General features: G+C 37.8%; 21 protein-coding genes and 1 pseudogene. All 22 read left to right on the forward strand.

Annotated features, from left to right (window positions below):
• Position 1: 1 nt before the first annotated feature.
• On the forward strand, positions 2-2068 hold the full coding sequence (flhA, locus tag BMY14_RS12215; protein WP_091832177.1) for a flagellar biosynthesis protein FlhA: 2067 nt from the start codon (positions 2-4) through the stop codon (positions 2066-2068).
• Positions 2069-3328 (forward strand): flagellar biosynthesis GTPase FlhF, encoded by a 1260-nt coding sequence (flhF, locus tag BMY14_RS12220; protein ID WP_091832180.1) that lies wholly within the window; start codon positions 2069-2071, stop codon positions 3326-3328. It abuts the gene before it with no gap.
• A 4-nt stretch (positions 3329-3332) separates the two neighbouring features.
• Positions 3333-4238 (forward strand): MinD/ParA family protein, encoded by a 906-nt coding sequence (locus tag BMY14_RS12225; protein ID WP_091832183.1) that lies wholly within the window; start codon positions 3333-3335, stop codon positions 4236-4238.
• Positions 4239-4278: 40 nt separating this feature from the next.
• Positions 4279-4956 carry a flagellar brake protein gene (locus BMY14_RS12230; protein ID WP_091832186.1) on the forward strand — a complete coding sequence of 226 codons (678 nt, stop codon included), beginning with the start codon at positions 4279-4281 and terminating at the stop codon, positions 4954-4956.
• 13 nt (positions 4957-4969) lie between these two features.
• Positions 4970-6064: a protein-glutamate methylesterase/protein-glutamine glutaminase gene (locus tag BMY14_RS12235; protein ID WP_091832189.1), complete on the forward strand. Its 1095-nt coding sequence runs from the start codon at positions 4970-4972 to the stop codon at positions 6062-6064.
• 26 nt (positions 6065-6090) lie between these two features.
• Positions 6091-8174 (forward strand): annotated as a pseudogene (locus tag BMY14_RS12240) (chemotaxis protein CheW).
• 19 nt (positions 8175-8193) lie between these two features.
• On the forward strand, positions 8194-8673 hold the full coding sequence (locus BMY14_RS12245; protein WP_019553173.1) for a chemotaxis protein CheW: 480 nt from the start codon (positions 8194-8196) through the stop codon (positions 8671-8673).
• 24 nt (positions 8674-8697) lie between these two features.
• Complete coding sequence (locus tag BMY14_RS12250) at positions 8698-9315, forward strand: chemotaxis protein CheC (RefSeq protein WP_019553172.1); 618 nt, start codon at positions 8698-8700, stop codon at positions 9313-9315.
• A 2-nt stretch (positions 9316-9317) separates the two neighbouring features.
• A complete protein-coding gene (locus tag BMY14_RS12255; protein WP_019553171.1) occupies positions 9318-9803 on the forward strand; it encodes a chemotaxis protein CheD in 486 nt (161 codons plus the stop codon).
• A 10-nt stretch (positions 9804-9813) separates the two neighbouring features.
• Positions 9814-10185 carry a hypothetical protein gene (locus BMY14_RS12260; protein WP_091832192.1) on the forward strand — a complete coding sequence of 124 codons (372 nt, stop codon included), beginning with the start codon at positions 9814-9816 and terminating at the stop codon, positions 10183-10185.
• A gap of 22 nt (positions 10186-10207) precedes the next feature.
• Entirely contained in the window at positions 10208-10969 is a 762-nt protein-coding gene (locus BMY14_RS12265) for a FliA/WhiG family RNA polymerase sigma factor (protein WP_019553169.1), read from the forward strand.
• Positions 10970-11077: 108 nt separating this feature from the next.
• Positions 11078-12784, forward strand: a complete 1707-nt coding sequence (locus BMY14_RS12270; RefSeq protein WP_091832195.1) for a flagellar assembly protein A — start codon at positions 11078-11080, stop codon at positions 12782-12784.
• Positions 12785-12806: 22 nt separating this feature from the next.
• Positions 12807-13148, forward strand: a complete 342-nt coding sequence (locus tag BMY14_RS12275; RefSeq protein ID WP_177177583.1) for a hypothetical protein — start codon at positions 12807-12809, stop codon at positions 13146-13148.
• A gap of 27 nt (positions 13149-13175) precedes the next feature.
• Positions 13176-13712, forward strand: coding sequence for a DUF6115 domain-containing protein (locus tag BMY14_RS12280; RefSeq protein WP_091832202.1), 537 nt, complete (start codon positions 13176-13178; stop codon positions 13710-13712).
• Between the two features lie 295 nt (positions 13713-14007).
• Positions 14008-14754, forward strand: coding sequence for a 30S ribosomal protein S2 (gene rpsB / locus BMY14_RS12285; RefSeq protein WP_091832205.1), 747 nt, complete (start codon positions 14008-14010; stop codon positions 14752-14754).
• Positions 14755-14843: 89 nt separating this feature from the next.
• Positions 14844-15494 carry a translation elongation factor Ts gene (gene tsf / locus BMY14_RS12290; protein WP_019553164.1) on the forward strand — a complete coding sequence of 217 codons (651 nt, stop codon included), beginning with the start codon at positions 14844-14846 and terminating at the stop codon, positions 15492-15494.
• Positions 15495-15589: 95 nt separating this feature from the next.
• Positions 15590-16330: a UMP kinase gene (pyrH, locus tag BMY14_RS12295; protein WP_051083324.1), complete on the forward strand. Its 741-nt coding sequence runs from the start codon at positions 15590-15592 to the stop codon at positions 16328-16330.
• Positions 16330-16887, forward strand: coding sequence for a ribosome recycling factor (gene frr, locus BMY14_RS12300; RefSeq protein ID WP_091832208.1), 558 nt, complete (start codon positions 16330-16332; stop codon positions 16885-16887). The genes pyrH and frr overlap by 1 nt, the downstream gene beginning before the upstream one ends.
• Before the next feature lie 4 nt (positions 16888-16891).
• Entirely contained in the window at positions 16892-17095 is a 204-nt protein-coding gene (locus BMY14_RS12305; RefSeq protein ID WP_091832210.1) for a hypothetical protein, read from the forward strand.
• A 1-nt stretch (position 17096) separates the two neighbouring features.
• Positions 17097-17267, forward strand: a complete 171-nt coding sequence (locus tag BMY14_RS12310) for a DUF362 domain-containing protein (protein ID WP_019553160.1) — start codon at positions 17097-17099, stop codon at positions 17265-17267.
• 63 nt (positions 17268-17330) lie between these two features.
• Positions 17331-18107, forward strand: a complete 777-nt coding sequence (locus tag BMY14_RS12315; protein ID WP_091832213.1) for an undecaprenyl pyrophosphate synthase — start codon at positions 17331-17333, stop codon at positions 18105-18107.
• Positions 18108-18128: 21 nt separating this feature from the next.
• A complete protein-coding gene (locus tag BMY14_RS12320; RefSeq protein ID WP_091832216.1) occupies positions 18129-18956 on the forward strand; it encodes a phosphatidate cytidylyltransferase in 828 nt (275 codons plus the stop codon).
• Positions 18957-18965 lie beyond the last annotated feature (9 nt).

Here is an 18965-nt window from a genome sequence, read left to right on the forward strand (position 1 = left end):
GATGACAGTACAAACGTCTTCAATTGGAGGAGCTATAAAAAAGTACAGTGATATAGTAATTGCTTTAGCAATTATTATGATTGTAATCATGATGATTATTCCGTTGCCAACGATATTACTGGATTTATTATTATGTCTTAATATTACGTTAGCTTTGGTTGTTCTCATGGTTTCTGTTTATAATGTGGAGCCGTTGGATTTTTCCGTGTTTCCATCTTTATTGTTGGTTACAACATTATTTCGTTTAGCATTAAATGTATCATCGACTCGTTTGATTTTGTTAGAAGGCTATGCTGGCGAAGTCATCATGTCATTTGGTAATTTCGTTGTTGGTGGTAATGCTGTAATAGGGTTTATCATTTTTGTTATTTTAATTATTATTCAGTTTATCGTTATCACAAAAGGGGCCGAACGTGTGGCCGAAGTTTCGGCACGTTTTACTTTGGATGCAATGCCTGGTAAGCAGATGTCAATTGATGCAGATTTGAATCAAGGTGCCATCACAGATCTTGAAGCAAAAGATCGTCGTATTAAAATTCAGCGTGAAGCTGATTTTTATGGTGCCATGGATGGTGCCAGTAAATTCGTCAAGGGGGATGCGGTCGCCGCTATCATCATTATTATTATCAATATTCTTGGCGGATTTATTATTGGTATGGTTCAACGTAATTTAGATGTGACTCAAGCGTTGCAGACTTATACGTTATTGACGGTAGGCGAAGGACTGGTCAATCAAATCCCAGCCCTCTTGGTATCAACAGCTACTGGTATTATTGTTACGCGTGCTGCGTCAGATGAAAACTTAGGGCATGACTTAGTTACACAGCTTTTTAAAAATTCTCGTATTTTCTTTATTATAGCTGGCGTTCTTACACTTATGGCAATTGTGCCAGGACTACCTGGAATACCATTTTTTTCTTTAGCAGTTATTGCTGCTGTGATTGCTTATAATTTACGACAATCAGAGCAAGAATCAGTGGAAACGGAATCTGTGCAAAAAGAAGAACAGGAAAAAGAAGATATTAAAAAACCAGAAAACATTATTTCCCTTTTACAGGTTGATCCGATGGAGCTTGAAATCGGCTATAGTTTGATTCCTTTAGTAGACACAGGTCAAGGCGGAGATTTATTAGAACGTATTGTTATGATTCGTCGTCAATGTGCACTGGAATTAGGACTTGTCGTTCCTACAATTCGCATCAGGGATAATATTCAAATAAAACCGAATGCATATATTATAAAATTAAAAGGAATTGAAATAGCTAAGGGAGAATTATTACTTGATCACTATTTAGCAATGAATTCAGGTACAGTCTTTGAAGAAGTTGCCGGAATTGATACCGTTGAGCCAGCATTTGGTCTGCCGGCACTTTGGATACCAGAGGCCGAGCGTGAACAAGCAGAGCTTAATGGCTATACGGTTGTCGATGCGGTTTCGGTGTTGGCAACGCATTTGACAGAAGTGATCAAATCGCATGCGGATGAAATTTTAGGACGTCAGGAAACACAGAATCTGGTTGACAATGTTAAGAAAACAAGTGCTTCTGTCGTAGAAGAACTTGTTCCAACTTTGATGTCGGTTGGGGAGATACAAAAAGTCTTGGCAAATTTACTCAGCGAAAGGGTTTCAATTCGTGACATGGCAACCATTTTAGAAGTTTTAGCTGATTATGCCAGAGCAACGAAAGACACTGACATTTTAACAGAATATGTGAGACATGCTTTGGCTCGTCAGATTACTCAACAGAACCTCCAAAATAATGTTTTACCTTGTATTACGGTGGATCCTCAGGTGGAAAATATGATTGCCGCAGCTGTGCAACGGACAGAGCATGGTTCTTATGTGAACTTAGAACCGGACAGTATGAAGCGACTGCTGAATGCCCTTAATGAAGAATTGCAAAAATTAACAAGTATGGGCTATCAGGCGATTGTTTTAACAAGTCCAGCGGTACGCTTGTATTTTCGAAAACTAGTTGAAAGATCTGTCCCAGGTATTATCATATTGTCGCATGCAGAAATAGAACAAAGTGTAGAGATACAGGTTCTAGGGGTGGTGAAAATATAATTGCGAATTAAAGTGTTTAAGGCTGCTACAATACAGGCAGCAATGCTTCAAGTTAAATCAGAATTGGGAATAGATGCAGTAATTCTGCATACAAAAAAATATCACAAAGGTGGATTTTTGGGGTACAAAGGAAAAGAGATTGTTGAGTTAACAGCAGCTGTTGATGATGTACCAAGGAAAGCATTACCGAAAAGAGAAAATAAAAATTTTACAGGTAATGAAACGAATCAAGCTGATAGAGTTTTTAGCCAAGATCCAATTGTACCGCGCAATATCGTTACGCAATATAAATCAGCGGGTAATCTTGATCGAATGTCGGACAGCGAAACTGTACCGAGTACGAAGCTGCAAAAAAATACAGGGCAAAATGGTTTTTTGCCTACAGTGAACGATGATTTGCAAGAGCAAAAAATCAAACAGTTAGAAGCAGAGTTAAGTCAGATTAAAATGATGCTGCAACAGACCCTGCCAGATCCGATAAATTCGTCTCAATTTGTTTCCGTACCTGAAATTTTGGCTGAGCATGAAGTGGCCGATACGATTATTCATGATATATTAAAAGGCATTTCAGAAAAACAAATGTTACAAAACAAAGACGCACCCGAAGTTTTAGAACACCTAACGACATACTTTGATCGTATAATGCATTCTGGCAACGATATTATCATAAAACCTCAAAAAACAAAAATTATTGCTTTGATTGGTGCAACTGGTGTTGGAAAAACGACGACTTTAGCAAAGCTTGCTGCTCGTTTTGTCTTAGAAAAAGAAATGAATGTTGCATTGATTACAGCAGATACATACCGCATTTCAGCGGTAGAACAATTAAAAACATATTCCGATATTATAGGTTTAACACTGGAGACAGTATATTCTCCTACTGATCTTAAAGCTGCTATAGACAAACATCGCGATAAACAGCTGATTTTAATTGATACAGCAGGTCGCAGTCAGCATAATGATTTCCAGCTCAATGAATTGCGTGAATTATTGGCTGTTGATCCAAATATTGAAAAACATCTTGTGCTTAGTGCCACTACAAAATATAAAGATGCAGTAGATATTATCCGAAAATTTTCTTTGTGTGCACCAGATCGAGTTTTGTTTACAAAAGTAGATGAAACGAGTAGTATTGGCACAGTAGTTAATTTAATTCATGAATATCCGATTACACTATCCTATTTTACGAATGGGCAGAGTGTACCAGATGATATAATTCCTGCTAGTTCTCGTGGCCTGGCAGAGTTATTGTTGAGGTAACTGCATGCATGATCAGGCAGCAATGCTCAGAAAATTAGTGGAGAGTAAACAGTCTTTTAATCAGCAGGCTATTTTTGAAAATATTCCAGAGCTGAATTTAAATGATCAAAAAACAAGGATTATCGCTGTTACAAGTGGCAAAGGCGGTGTTGGTAAAACCAATTTAACGGTCAATCTAGCGATTTCATTATCGATGATAGGAAAAAAAGTTTTAATTATTGACGCTGATCTTGGTATGGCAAATGTGGATGTTGTACTGGGGGCAGTCGCCAAATATAATTTAATGCATCTGCTTCGTGATGATATCACAATACGGGATGTTTTATCGGCGGGTCCATATGGTGTTAATTTTATTTCAGGTGGGTCCGGTATTGAGCAACTGACTAATTTGTCCGAAACAGATCGAAAAAAAATAATGGGAAAATTATATGACTGTGATAAATTTGCTGATATCATTTTAGTGGATACCGGTGCTGGACTGGGTCACAATGTTCTTGATTTTCTGGTGGCAGCGGATGAGGTTGTTTTGGTAACAACACCAGAGCCTACAGCTATGACGGATGCATATGCAGTCATGAAAGCCTATAGTATTTATGCTGCTCAGCGGAATATAAAATTGGTTGTAAACCGTGTGTATGATGAATACGAAGGGAAAGATGTAATACTAAAACTTGTGAAAACAGCAAGACGATTTCTTAATTTAGATGTTGAAGTTTTAGGGGAAATTTACGAAGATCGAAACATGATGAATGCAGTCAAGAGGCAAAATCCGCTGATGATTTCTTATCCTAATACCCTTGCAGCGAAATGTATTAGGGCGATTGCCATTAGTTTACTTCATGGCGGGACCATAACAATTACTAGAGGTTGGAAAAATTTTTTACAAAAATTTATTGTTTTTCCCCGCTAGAAGTACTAGCAAATAAGATGTATTTTGGAGGTCTTTACTTGTGGGTGAAAATGATAAAATGAAATTAAATCAGGTATTGCTCATTGGCAAAAAAGTGGATTTGTTTGTGGGTGATGCGGAAATGTCCTATGCAAGCAGAATTGAAGATTTGGATGAAAAACATTTAATTTTAGCAATGCCAATGGACGAAAAGCGGCGACCCATTATTCCTCTTGCTGGAACTTCCATCTCAGGACGTGTTGCAGCAAAGTACAGCATGTATAAATTTAATACTGTATATCAGGATAAAGCATCTGAGCCGATTCCGGTATGGATTGTTTCTATGCCGCAAAAAATTGAAAAACATCAAACGAGAGAATTTGTCAGGATTCCGATAACCTTTCCCCTGCAAGTTCAGGTGGAAGATGTTGAAAGTGGTGACTGGATGCCCCCATATCGTACAAAGAGTATCGATGTTAGTGGCAATGGAATTCGATTTTTTATGAATCGCCATATTTCGCAGGGAACAAAAGTCTTGATTAAAACGGAAGATTTGCCTATTGTAGGCTCTGTCCAAGCTTGCTGCGAAGTGGTACGTTCGGAAAAACCACGTTTTGATGAACCTGTTTTTTGGATAGCCAGTAAGTTCATATCATTGCCAAAAAAAACGCAGTTGAGTTTGATTCGCTTTATTTTTCAAAAACAACGAGAAATGATTGCAAAAGGTATAAGCGAGTAAATGGGGTGAGCAAATGATTAAAATGATAATTGCGGATGATTCGGCTTTTATGAGGAAGTTATTGTCGGATTTATTCACACAGCAAAAGGATTTTATGGTTATAGATACAGCTCGCAATGGTAAAGAAGCAATTGAAAAGATTCGTGAACTTAAACCTGATTTAGTTACGATGGATGTTAATATGCCGATAATGGATGGATTGGAAGCCCTTGAAATATTGATGAAAGAGTGCCGAATTCCAGTTGTTATGATTAGCAGCTTAACGAAGACAGGGACTGATGCAACAATTAAAGCTCTGTCACTTGGAGCCGTTGATTTTATAGAGAAAGTTTCCGGACCAATTTCGAGTATAACAAAGATTCAAACTGAGATTTTAGAAAAATGCAGAGCTGCAGTGACGGCAAATGTAAGAAATTATTTGCAAGCAAGCAGCTTACGTTTGTATCCTCCAGCTACTGTACTAAAACCACCAAATCCAACTTATACTAAATTTCCGGTTGATGTAAATATATTTAAAAAGGGTGTTAATGGATTGGATGGTGAAAAAATAATTGCCATTGGTACTTCTACAGGAGGACCAAGAGCTTTGCAGCAGGTTATTACAAAATTACCTCGTGATTTACCTTGCGGGGTAGTGATTGTCCAGCATATGCCGGCTGGTTTTACAAAATCTTTAGCAGAGCGGCTTAATTCACTTTCAGATGTCGAAGTGAAAGAAGCAGAACATAATGATGTCGTTGCTCCGGGAAAAGTTTATATAGCGCCGGGCAATTATCACATGACTGTTGAACTGCAAGGCAGGTCAAGGGTTATTGCTTTAAATCAAAACCCACCACTATCTAGTCATAGACCGGCTGTAGACATTTTATTTGATTCTGTTGCGAAACTTGGCAATCGGGTTGTATCGGTTATTTTGACAGGGATGGGATCAGATGGTGCCAAAGGTATGACTAAGATAAAATCGACTGGTGGTTATATAATCGCTGAAGATGAAACAACGTCTGTAGTCTATGGGATGCCAAAAGCTGTTGTTGAACTTGGTATAGCGGATCAGGTATTACCAGTGGATCAAATTGCTGATGTGTTAGTCAATGTAGTGAAAAAATAATGAAGTAGAAAATAGGGGGAATAGAAATGGACACAAATCAGTACATGGAAATGTTTTTGGAAGAGTCTCGTGAACATTTACAATCACTGAATGACTGTCTGCTTGAGCTCGAGCATAACCCTGAGGATGCAGCGGTTTTAAATGAAATCTTTCGTAGTGCTCATACAATTAAAGGTATGTCGGCTACTATGGGGTTTACTGAAATTGCAGAGCTGACTCATGAGATGGAAAATGTTTTGGATTTGCTTCGTAAAGAGCAGTTGAAAGCCGATGAAGATATTGTAGATACTATTTTTAAATGTGTGGATACGCTGGAACAAATGATTGAAAATGTTGCTGGTGGAGAAAATGGTAAAGTTGATGTGTCTACTTTGGTTAACAAATTAAATGCAATAGCCAATGGAGAAGCAGCTCCTAAAGCAGCAACTGTATCACCGGCTGATTCAGCTGCATTTGCAGCTTCGGTCTTAGCACAAACTACAAGCAATCAAAATACGATCAGTTTAAATACAACGGATCTTGCTGTGATTAACAGTGCACATATATCTGGTCTACAGGCAGTCCATATTACAGTTACTTTAGCAGAAAGCTGTCTTTTGAAATCTGCCAGAGCTTATATGGTCATGAATGCGCTGGATGAAGTGGGCGAAGTCGTTAAATCGGTTCCCCCAGCTGATGATCTTGAACAAGAAAAATTTGAGCATAGCTTTGATATTGTCTTTTTAACTGGCATGGAGACAAAAAAATTGAAGATATCTTATTATCTATTTCCGAAATTGAAACTGTTGCTACGGAAATTATCGAAGTTAATTCATCCACAGCGATAGATTCCGCCGATAAAGCCGTTACTGCTGTTCCGGCACCCGAAAAGTCAGCTGTGAAAACAATCGAGAAATCAACTGAAAAAAAGGTGACAGCAAATTCTTCTAATAATGGAGCTCATGATAAAAAATTAAAAAGTGGACAATCCGTACGTGTAGATATTGATAAACTTGACTCTTTAATGAATTTAGTTGGAGAACTGGTAATCAATAAAACCAGACTGGAACAAATTGGTAACACACATCGTATAACGGAATTGGTAGAAACAATTGAACAAATGGATCGTGTTACGACAGATTTGCAGTCCGTTGTTATGAAAGTTCGGATGGTTCCAGTAGGTCAGGTCTTTAATCGTTTTCCTCGGATGGTTCGTGATTTGGCGAAGGAATTAAATAAAGAAATTAATTTGACAATTGAGGGAGAAGAAACTGAGCTGGATCGGACTGTTATCGATGAAATTGGCGATCCGCTGGTTCATTTGATTCGTAATTCGCTCGATCATGGTGTTGAACATCCGGAAGATCGTCAAGCGAAAGGTAAACCAAAAGTTGGTGAAGTTGGGTTAGTTGCACGTCATGAAGGCAATAATGTTATTATAATGGTAACGGATGATGGTAAAGGGATTAATCCAACAGTCATTAAAAATAAAGCTGCTGAAAAAGGGTTGATTACACAAGAAGATGCGGATGCTATGGATGATGCAGAAGCTGTACGGCTTGTATTTTTAGCAGGTTTTTCAACGGCGGATGTTGTTACGGATGTATCAGGTCGTGGTGTCGGTATGGATGTTGTTAGAAGCAAAATTGAAGCTTTGGGTGGTTTAATTGATGTTGAAACAAAAATTGACGAAGGCAGTATTTTCAAAATAAAATTACCATTGACACTAGCAATCATCCAAGCACTGCTGGTCAAAGTACAAGAAGAAATTTATGCGATTCCACTTGGTTCGATTGATAGTACGATTAACATTACGCCAGATGATATTAAGACAGTACAAAATAAGGAAGTTATTTTGCTGCGTGGTCAAATCATCCCGATTGTTCGGCTGGATAATGTATTAAATGTTCCACAGACACAAGAAAAATCCGGAGAAGATTTATTTGTTGTTGTTGTTCATATGGGTGAACGTAAATCAGGGATTATTGTCGACAATCTGATTGGGCAGCAAGAAATTGTTATTAAGACTTTAGGTAAGCTTTTATCAGGTCTCAAAGTGATTTCGGGTGCAACTGTTTTAGGCAACGGACAAGTTGCATTGATTCTGGATGTTGGAACTTTAATGCAATAAGTTGAGGAGGGATGCTATTATGGAAAAAATGGAAAAAACAGATTCTGTGAATCAGGAAATCCAGATGGTTGCGTTTAAGTTAAAACGTGAAGAATATGGTGTAAGTATTTTAAATGTACAGGAAATTAAACGATTGACTGATATAACCCGTGTTCCATTCACGCCTGACTTTTTTAAAGGCGTCATGAATTTACGCGGCAGTGTTTTGCCAGTTATTGATCTGAAAAAACGCTTGGGTCTGCCCGAAGGGGACTATTCTGAAGATACGAGAATTATTATTGTTAAAGTTGAAGAAATTTCCATTGGGATGATTGTTGATGCGGTTACAGAAGTGTTGACGATTGGCATCGATCATATTGATGCACCAAAAACAGTTAGTGATAGCTCAGATAGTAAAGAAAATGGTAAATTTATTAGTGGTGTCGGTAATCTTGACAATCGGTTGGTAATCATGTTGAACTTGAATGAGATTGTTGGGTTGACTGGAGAATCAAAATAGGATGAAATAAATGAGGTGTCAATAGTGTCAGAGGATGTATTGAAATTATCAGCGATGCAATTGGATGCACTCAGGGAAATTGGCAATGTAGGGGCCGGTAATTCGGCCACTGCGCTGTCCCAAATTATCAATCGTAAGATTGATATGAATGTGCCTAAAGTGGCTATATTACCACTTGGGGATGTGCCGGATGTTGTCGGTGGCGCTGATGCTATGGTCGTAGGTGTTTTTTTAAGAGTATATGGGAAAGCACCAGGAAGCGTTCTTTTTTTGCTTCCCAAAGATAGTGCATTTTATTTAGTCGATACGCTGATGGGAAAAGAACGCGGCGTTACCAAAACTTTGGATTTTATGGATGAATCTGCTTTGATGGAGATCGGGAATATTTTGGCGGGAGCGTATTTAAACGCGTTATCACATTTTACGAAGTTGACGCTTTTACCATCAATTCCTGCATTGGCAATGGATATGGCTGGGGCTATTTTGAGTGTTGTATTAGTACAGCTTGGACAAATGGGAGATCATGCACTGGTTATTGAAACTGAATTCTTATCAGAAGATGATGGCATAAAAGGGCATTTTTTCTTGGTCCCTGACCCTGGATCATTAGATACGATTTTGGGCGCGGTAGGAGTGAAATAAATATGTCAGAATTGATACGGGTAGGGATGGCTGATTATAAAGTTGGACGCGCGCCAGCATCGCTCATTAGTTATGGACTGGGGTCATGTGTAGGTGTTACGCTATATGATCCAGCCATGAAAGTCGGAGGACTTTTGCATATCATGCTTCCAGATAGTACACAGGCACGATCCAATGAAAACCCAGCTAAATTTGCTGATACTGGAATACCATTAATGCTTAAGGAAATCATAGCATTAGGTGCTGTGCGCTCTCGGGTGATAGCTAAAATTGCCGGTGGCTCGCAAATGTTTAAATTTGCGAATGCGACGGATATTATGCGTGTGGGAGAACGAAATTCACAAGCAGTGAAAGTTGTATTGAAAGACTTAAATATTCGAATCATAGCCGATGATACTGGTGGTAACTATGGACGAACTGTTGAGCTCCAATTAGACACGGGTGTGTATCGAATTAAAACAATTGATAAAGGTGAAAAAGAAATTTAAGCAGGTGATCATGGTGTTTAAAATATGGCTTGCTGTGGGTCTTGCTTCCGTTACGGCCTTGATCGTAATCTTTATGGGGATTTTGCATCAGGCTAGAATCGAAGTTATATTGTATCGTACTGCGATCACATTTTTTCTTATTGGGGTTTTATGGTATCTTGTGGAATCGTTTATTATACTGTATGTTGTCCCTTATTTTTTCAAAAAAAACCAGGGGCAGCAGCAAGATGCTCAAGTAGAAAATAGTGATGCGTCCATTCAGCAAAAATTGGCCAATTCAGAAGAAGAAGTAAGTGAAGCTGTTTTGGATACAGATACGGTCAATGAATTTGCCCCCTTGACCAAAGAGGATTTAGATCAAGTTTCAACACCGCGAGGATAATTGGTAAGTGGAGGTATAGTTTATGTTGGGATCAAATGCAAAAAAAATTGCTGTAGATATAGATCTCTTATGGAATGCTTACCAAAAAAATAGAAGCCCTGAAATTCGGGAAAAGTTAGTAGAAAATTATTTGTCTTTGGTAAATACAATTGCCGGTCGTATTGCTATTAACTTACCGTCGCATGTAGATCGCGACGACTTGATTAGTAGTGGATTTTTTGGCTTACTGGATGCAATTGAACGTTATGATCCAGTACGGGGCAATAAATTCGAAACGTATGCAGGCGTAAGGATTCGAGGATCTATATTGGATTATCTTCGGTCAAAAGACTGGATGCCGGTATCGCTTCGTCAAAAAATACGAAAATACGAACAAACAGTCAGTAGTTTGGAAGCAAAATTAGGCCGGGCAGCAAACGATCAAGAAATTGCAAGTTCATTGGAAATAACTGTCGCTGATTTGAGTAATTTATTAAGTAACTTGAATATTGCAACAGTCATTCCTTTAGAAGAATACGCTCAGTTTGAATCAATTTCTAATGGAATTCCCAGCCCTTCTGAAAACATTGAATATAAAGAAATGCAGCAATGTTTAGCAACGGCTATTGAAAAACTGCCAGAAAAAGAAAAATTAGTAATTTCTTTATATTATTATGAGGAATTAACATTGAAAGAAATTAGTTTAATTTTAAAATTGTCTGAAGCACGTATATCGCAGCTTCATACGAAGGCAGTTTTTCGTTTACGTGGATATTTATCTAGGATAAAATCTAGTTTATTATAATAAGAGCAGATGGCTCGCTACTCTTAGTATGTATATTTGTAAGAACAACAAATTATACAAAAAAATGATTTTACTAATGCGTAAAAGGTTAAAAAGGAGGTTATCCTCATGGACGAGAAAAATATGAGTTTGCCGATGGCTTCCGTTGGTGGCAAAGAGAAGGGTTATTTATTTGAATTTTTTCCAATGGGTGTATTTTTCACAGTGTATCCATATTCGGATACACAGATTTTGTTTGAGCTTACAGATATTCAAAAATTATTAAAAGCATATGGTGTTAAAGTTTATGAAATAGAATTGTTGACAAAGACGATTCGTGAGGCTTCGAGTTTGCCAGTTAAAATAGCCGATCATTTTGATGAGCAGATGCTCATCAAAATGATCCGTGAAACAACTGGCCAAGAGTTGAATCTTCCTGAAGCTATTGTTGCAGCAGAAAAAGAAGATTTTGCAGACTCACAAGTCAAGCTTGATATCAGCAAGAATAAAATGGAAGCTTCTATGCGTATTGAAATGAAAGAAAATTCAAAGAAACCAGATAAAAATATGCTACTGGAACTCATCCAAAAGGCTGGTATTGTTTTTGGTATAAAGATGGAGGCACTTAATCAGCTTGTGCAGGGAACTCTAACCGATGCAATTGTAGCGGTAGGAAATCCACCAGTTAATGGCATCGATGCTGTGATCAAAAAGAAAAATAATATGGCAGATCGCGGTAAACCGTCTGATCTGGAATACAGCCGGGTTGATTATAAAAATTTGCACTGGTTTATTGTTGTTAAAAAGGGAGATATTTTGGCTGAACGAATTCCTCATACACACGGTATTCCGGGAATGGATATTCTGGGAGGGGTGGTTCCGGCAAAATCCGGTAAACCAAAACCGTTGCCAAATGGGAAAAACACAAAAATTGTAGATGAAAATATCATTGTGGCTGATTTAGATGGGCAGCTTGTGGAAACTGGTAATAAAATCATGGTAGATCCGACAATTGAAATTAAAGGCGACGTAGATTTATCAACAGGCAATATCGATTTTAATGGTAGTGTGCTTATTAAAGGTAGTGTACAAGCCGGTTTTTCAGTTCGTGCTGATGGCGATGTTGAAATTCGCGGCACGATTAGTGGTGGAAATGTAGAAGCTAAAAATATTACTGTATTTGGTGGAGTTCAAGGAATGAATCGCGGGGTTATAACGGCGCAGGAAGATATTCGGGCTACATTTGCCGAAAATGCGAAAATGATTGCTGGAAGAGATATTCATATTGGCGATGTAATATTACACTCAAACCTAAGTGCTGGTGGGAAAATTTTTGTAGAAGAGCATCGGGGCCTGATTAATGGCGGTTCTATTGCGGCTGGTGAAGAAATTAGGGCAAAATGTGTAGGGAATCCTATGAATACTGCCACCAAATTAGAAGTTGGTGTGAACCCTATGCTAAGGGAAAAATACCAAAAAGTTAAAATAGATATAAGCAATACAAAAAAACAGCTGGATAAAGTGCAAAAAGCTCTGGCTGTTATGCAGCAAGTCGACAAGAGTAAATTGTCACAAGATAAAAAAGAAAAATTGGCACAATTGATTCAGTCACAGTTTCCTTTGGCAGGAAAATTGCAACGGTACGAAGATGAACTTGTTACGATGCAAAATGCTTTTGAAGTTATGAAAAGCGGAAAAATCAGGATTTTGGATAAAATTTATCCTGGGGCAAAACTGGTTATGGGATCTTTGGTTAAAAATATTCAAAACGAAGCTCAGCACTGCGTGTTTTACGTAGATGAAGAAGATGCGACGATTAAGACCGGTGCTTATTGATTTTAAAATTTAAATTTTTTGGATGGTGAAAAAAATGAATATCACGCCGATGAATTTACAAATTGTTGTTCCAAAAACAACAGATGCTGCTCACATTCAGCATAATAGGGATCGTCAGGAAGTTGTGCAGCAGGACATGGGAATGCTGCAAACAAAGCAGGAAGCAAATTTAAAACAAATGCAGGTTCAATCACGCGACAAAGCTGAAGATGGCAAAATTAAAGAAGACGAAGAACATCAAAAAAGACAAGGACAAAATAGCCAAAAACAAGCAAAAACTTCCAGTGACTCAGCGGAAGACGAGGAAAATATTCCCTTAGCAATCGACACATTTCGTGGTCGCAAGATTGATATAAAATTGTAATAGTCTTAGATTTAACAGAGGTGTACTATGTTTACAGAATGGATAGGTTTTTTGATTATCATCGGTGTGATGATTGTCGTTATTATTCGTCGTCAGTTTTTTAATAAACAATTAGAAAAAGATGATTTTGGGACGGCCGCAACTCAGATGCAGCAACAGTTTGAAGAGACTGCTGATCAAATTATTGAACGAATTGGCAGTCAAATTGATCGTTTAGAATTTTTGATTCAGGCAGCGGATGATAAAATAATTCAATTGGATCAAAAACTCAAGGCCTCGGACGCTCAGCAAAACATGACAGTTACACAACCGATAGAAAATCAAACGAAGAGTTTTGAAGAAGTTTTGCAAGAAAGCACACGCGATGGTGAAATGATTGCAGAAGATTCGGTACAAGAAGTCTTTCCTAAACAAGTTAAACTGAAAGTTTCTAAAACAAATAAAATGGTATTTGAAATGTTGGAACAGGGTGAGTCGATTGAATTGATTGCAAAAAAAACTGGAATTGGTAAAGGTGCAATTAATTTGATTAGAGAAATGTATAAATTGCAAAAAAAAGTCTAACTATAGAAAAATATTACATAGTATTGCTTAGCCGTTTCAAATTGTGGATGCATTTGTGCGGCTTATTTTGTTGGATGAATTTAGATTCTATTTTAATCTTTATTTTTTATCGATCAGGAGCAATAGCATATCTAATCGAATGGCCACTTAAAAAATCATTGTAATCATAAAACAAGTATGATATAATTTAAAACGGTGTAAAAAACGCACGCGTTTGGATGTTTGTACTGTGCCTACTATGGTGAAAACAAACGATGAGAAATGCGGAGGAATAAAAAACAGGAGGTGCACCAATATGGCAGTTATTTCAATGAAACAATTATTGGAAGCAGGTGTCCATTTCGGACATCAGACAAGAAGATGGAACCCTAAGATGGCTCCGTATATCTTTACAGAACGTAATGGTATCTATATTATCGATTTACAGAAAACAGTAAAAAAAGTGGATGAAGCTTATAATTTTCTTCGTTCTGTCGCTGAAGCAGGCGAAACTGTTCTTTTCGTAGGGACGAAAAAACAGGCGCAAGAAGCTGTAAAAGACGAAGCTCTCAAAGCTGATATGTATTTTGTTAATGAAAGATGGTTGGGCGGAATGCTCACAAACTTCCAGACAATCCAAAAACGTATTACTCGTTTGAAACAATTGGAAGCAATGGAAGAAGACGGTACATTTGAAGTTTTGACGAAAAAAGAAGTTTTGGCTCTTCGTCATGAAATGGAAAAATTACAGAAATTTTTGGGTGGTATCAAAACTATGAGCAAGCTTCCTGGAGCTTTGTTTATCGTAGATCCACGTAAAGAAAGAATTGCTGTAGCAGAAGCTAAAAAATTAGGTATTCCAATTGTTGGTATCGTGGATACAAATTGTGATCCTGATGAAATCGATTATGTAATTCCTGGTAATGATGATGCAATTCGTGCAGTGAAACTTCTTACGGCTAGAATGGCTGATGCAGTTATTGAAGGTCGTCAAGGTGAAGCTGGCGAAGCAGAAGAAGCAGAAGAAGCAGAAAAAGCTATCGCAGAAAAAACTGCTGAATAAATTATAATTTATTGGATAATTTTAAATAAGTAAAGAATGGTAAGGGATCTTTTTCCCTTACCATTCCTTTAGTCAATAGGAGGATTCATATGGCAAATATTACAGCTGCAATGGTAAAAGAGCTGCGTGAACTTACTGGCGCAGGTATGATGGATTGTAAAAAAGCGTTGACTCAAACCGATGGTGATAGAGATAAAGCAGTTGATTTCTTACGTGAAAAAGGGTTAGCAGCGGCGGCTAAAAAGGCAAGTCGTGTCGCGGCTGAAGGTACGGTTATTTCGTATATTCATGCTGGTGGAAGAATTGGTGTTCTTGTTGAAATCAATTGTGAAACTGACTTTGTTGCGAACACAGATGAATTTAAAGACTTTGCGCGTGATATTGCTATGCAGATTGCAGCGGCAAATCCACTTTGCATTCGTCGTGAAGAAGTTGATCAAGCCAATATCGAACATGAACGTGTTGTGTTAAGGGAACAGGCTTTGAACGAAGGTAAACCAGAAAAAATCGTTGAAAAAATGGTTGAAGGTCGTATTGAAAAATATTATAAAGAAGTTTGCTTAATGGAACAAGGCTTTATTAAAGACCCTGATCAGACGATTAGTGCTTTAGTAAATGCTAAAATTGCTAAAGTTGGTGAAAACATCTCCATTAGAAGATTTGTCAGATATCAATTAGGCGAAGGTATTGAGAAAAAAGCAGATGATTTTGCTGCCGAAGTAATGGCTGCAGCTAAATAATAGAGAGAACACTTTGTGTTCTCTTTTTTAAAAATATATAATGACAGGAATATTGATGTTCTTGTCGAACTATAGCAAAGTAGTACATAGTCTGGATGGAGGTTTTGTCTTTGGAAACAGCGAAGTATAAACGTGTGGTTTTGAAATTAAGTGGGGAGTCTCTCGCCGGCGATCAAGGATTTGGTATTAATCCAGCAGTGGTTGAATCAATTGCATTACAAATAAAAGCTGTTAGAGCGCAAAATATTGATGTTGCAGCAGTGGTTGGCGGTGGCAATATTTGGCGTGGTCTTGCTGGAAGTTCAAATGGTATGGATCGTGCTACGGCTGATTATATGGGGATGCTTGCAACGGTTATGAATGCACTGGCATTGCAGGATGCTTTAGAAAAACTGAATGTTGATACCAGAGTGCAAAGTGCTATTGAAATGAGACAGGTTGCAGAACCTTATATCAGACGTAAGGCAATTCGCCATTTGGAAAAAGGCAGAGTTGTTATTTTTGGAGCTGGAACGGGTAATCCATATTTTTCAACAGATACTACAGCTGCTCTTCGTGCCGCTGAAATTGAAGCTGATGTAATTTTAATGGCGAAAAAAAATACGGATGGGGTTTATGATTCAGATCCAAATCATAATCCAGATGCGAAGAAATTTGATACTTTGGAGTATATTGAAGTGTTACAGCGTGGACTTGCTGTGATGGATTCAACAGCAACTAGTTTATGTATGGATAATCATATACCAATTGTAGTATTTAATATTGATGATCATAAAAATATTTTAAAAGTAGCACTTGGTGAGAATATTGGTACTACAGTAGGAGGTAAAGCATAATGGTAAAAGAAATTTTTGCTTCTCATACTGATCGTATGACTAAGTCGATGGAGTCATTGAAGCGTGAATATAGTTCACTTCGTGCTGGACGTGCTACACCAGCGTTATTGGATCGTGTTATGGTCGATTATTATGGTACACCTACACCAGTAAATCAGGTGGCTAATGTGTCCGTACCGGAGCCTAGAATGATTGTGATTCAACCGTGGGAAAAAACATTGCTGCATGATATCGAAAAAGCTATTATGAAGTCGGATCTTGGTCTTAATCCGAATAGTGATGGTACGGCAATTCGCCTGTCGATTCCGCAATTAACACAGGAAAGACGTGCAGACTTAGTGAAGTCTGTCAATAAAAAAGCCGAAGATGCTAAGATAGCTATTCGCAATATTCGCCGTGATGCAAATGAAGCCATTAAAAAATTAGAAAAAAGCAAGGAAATCACGGAAGATGAAAATAAAAAGGCTCAAGAAGATATGCAGAAATTGGTAGACCAATACATTAAAGATATTGATCGAATACGTGCAGCTAAAGAAACAGAAATCATGGAAGTATAACCAAATGAATGCTGTGGGACGCCGATTTGAGGTTGTAAAAAATGAATTAATAGTTGCAAAATGTCAATATACAGTTGAAAATACACTTCCTACGCGTGATTTTTTCAAAGTTGATGAAGATAATTTGTATGTAGTTCGTCAAAAAGAACTCGAAGACGGCTCATGGCAGTTTATTGTTGCAGCAAAAATGCGAAAGGAGGTGTCTTAATATGGCTTACACAATAAGTGAAGAATGTATTTCTTGTGGCTCTTGTGCTGGAACATGTCCAGTGGGTGCTATTTCTGAAGGCGATTCTCGTTATGAGATTTCAGCTGATGATTGTGTTGAATGTGGTGCTTGCGCAGCAGTGTGCCCGGTAGGTGCTATTTCAGCTCCTTGATTTAAGCCCCCTCTTGCTAGAAGAGGGGGTTTGTTTCTTATATTTTATAATTGGAGGTACGTTATGTGGAAAAAAATATTTGGTACCGTAAAAAAAGAAACTTCAACAGATTTGTATGACCAAATTGATCAGAAGCGGCTACCAGCTCATATAGCGATTATCATGGATGGAAATGGCAGATGGGCTCAAAATAAAGGTCTCATGCGTACATTTGGTCATAAAGCTGGTGTGGATACTTTGAAAAAAATTTTGAAGGCGGCCATTAAGTTGAATGTGAAGGTTCTAACAGTATATGCTTTTTCTACAGAAAACTGGAAGAGACCTCATAAAGAAGTTGATTTTTTAATGGCGTTATTTGCGGAATACCTGGAACGCGAAATTAATGAAATGGATGAAGATAATGTAAAAATACAATTTTTGGGAAGACTTGATGAATTACCTACTACATTGTATGGTCAGATTGAAAATGCTCAGACACGTACCAAGTCGAATACAGGAGTTCAATTTAATGTTGCTGTCAATTATGGCAGCCGCGATGAAATTACGCGTTCTGTTAAAATAATAGCGCAAAAAGTGCTTGATCAGAAGTTACCTGTAACTGAGATTACAGAAGAAATAATTGATGATAATTTATATACGGGTGGACAGGTACCTGTTGATTTAGTGATTCGCACCAGCGGCGACTTGCGCATGAGCAATTTTTTGTTATGGCAGGCCGCTTATGCTGAGTTTTGGTTTACAAAGGTCAATTGGCCAGATTTTACACCCGACTGTTTTTTTCAAGCCGTACTTGATTTTCAGAACCGTGATCGAAGATTTGGCGGTTTGTCAGAAAAATAATATAGCATAGTAGGTGGAGTATTGTTAGTTAAAAGAATCATTACCGGACTCATTGGCATGATTACGGCCGTGTATGTGATAAATTTTGGTGATTGGGTTTTTAGTGCAGCTATTGTGATTTTAGCATTGACTGCTTGGCATGAATATTATCGGGCATTTTCCTATATGGGAATGAAACTTACTTATTTTGGTGGTATGGCGGCGGTTTTCTTTACGCTTGCCTGTGCCTGGCAGGGGAATTCGGATGAATTATTGGCAGTAATAATGTTTGCTACCTTGCTCATTTTAAGTAAAGCTGTTTTATACCATGACAAATTTACGATACAGGAAGCTTGTATTTCCATTGCTGGAATTTGTTATGTTGCTTTATCTTTTTCACACTTAATCTTATTGCGTTTTACGGGTTCGGAAGTTTTCGTACATAGTACATTAGGGAATGTATCATTAGGTTGCTCTTTCATATGGTTGGCATTTATTGGCACGTGGGCAAGTGATACGTTTGCTTTTTTTGCGGGGTCACTTTTTGGAAAAACAAAATTGTGTCCGCAGATCAGCCCTGGAAAAACTGTGGAAGGCTTTATTGGGGGTGTTTTAGGGACATCTTTATCATTAATGGGGCTTGGCATGTTGTTTAATTTTTCACTTATTCATATGGCGATCTTAGGTGTTTTGATTGCATTGGTTGCTACAGTTGGCGACCTGGTAGAATCGTCTTTTAAACGGTTCACTGGTATTAAAGATTCTGGACAAATATTACCAGGGCATGGTGGCGTATTAGATCGGTTTGATAGTATAATGTTTACAGTTCCATTTGTTTATTATTATGTACAAATCTTTAAGATTTTTTAAGGGGCATCC

The sequence above is a fragment of the Propionispira arboris genome, assembly GCF_900109225.1.
In the GTDB taxonomy this organism is placed as follows: Bacteria; Bacillota; Negativicutes; order Selenomonadales; family Selenomonadaceae; genus Propionispira; species Propionispira arboris.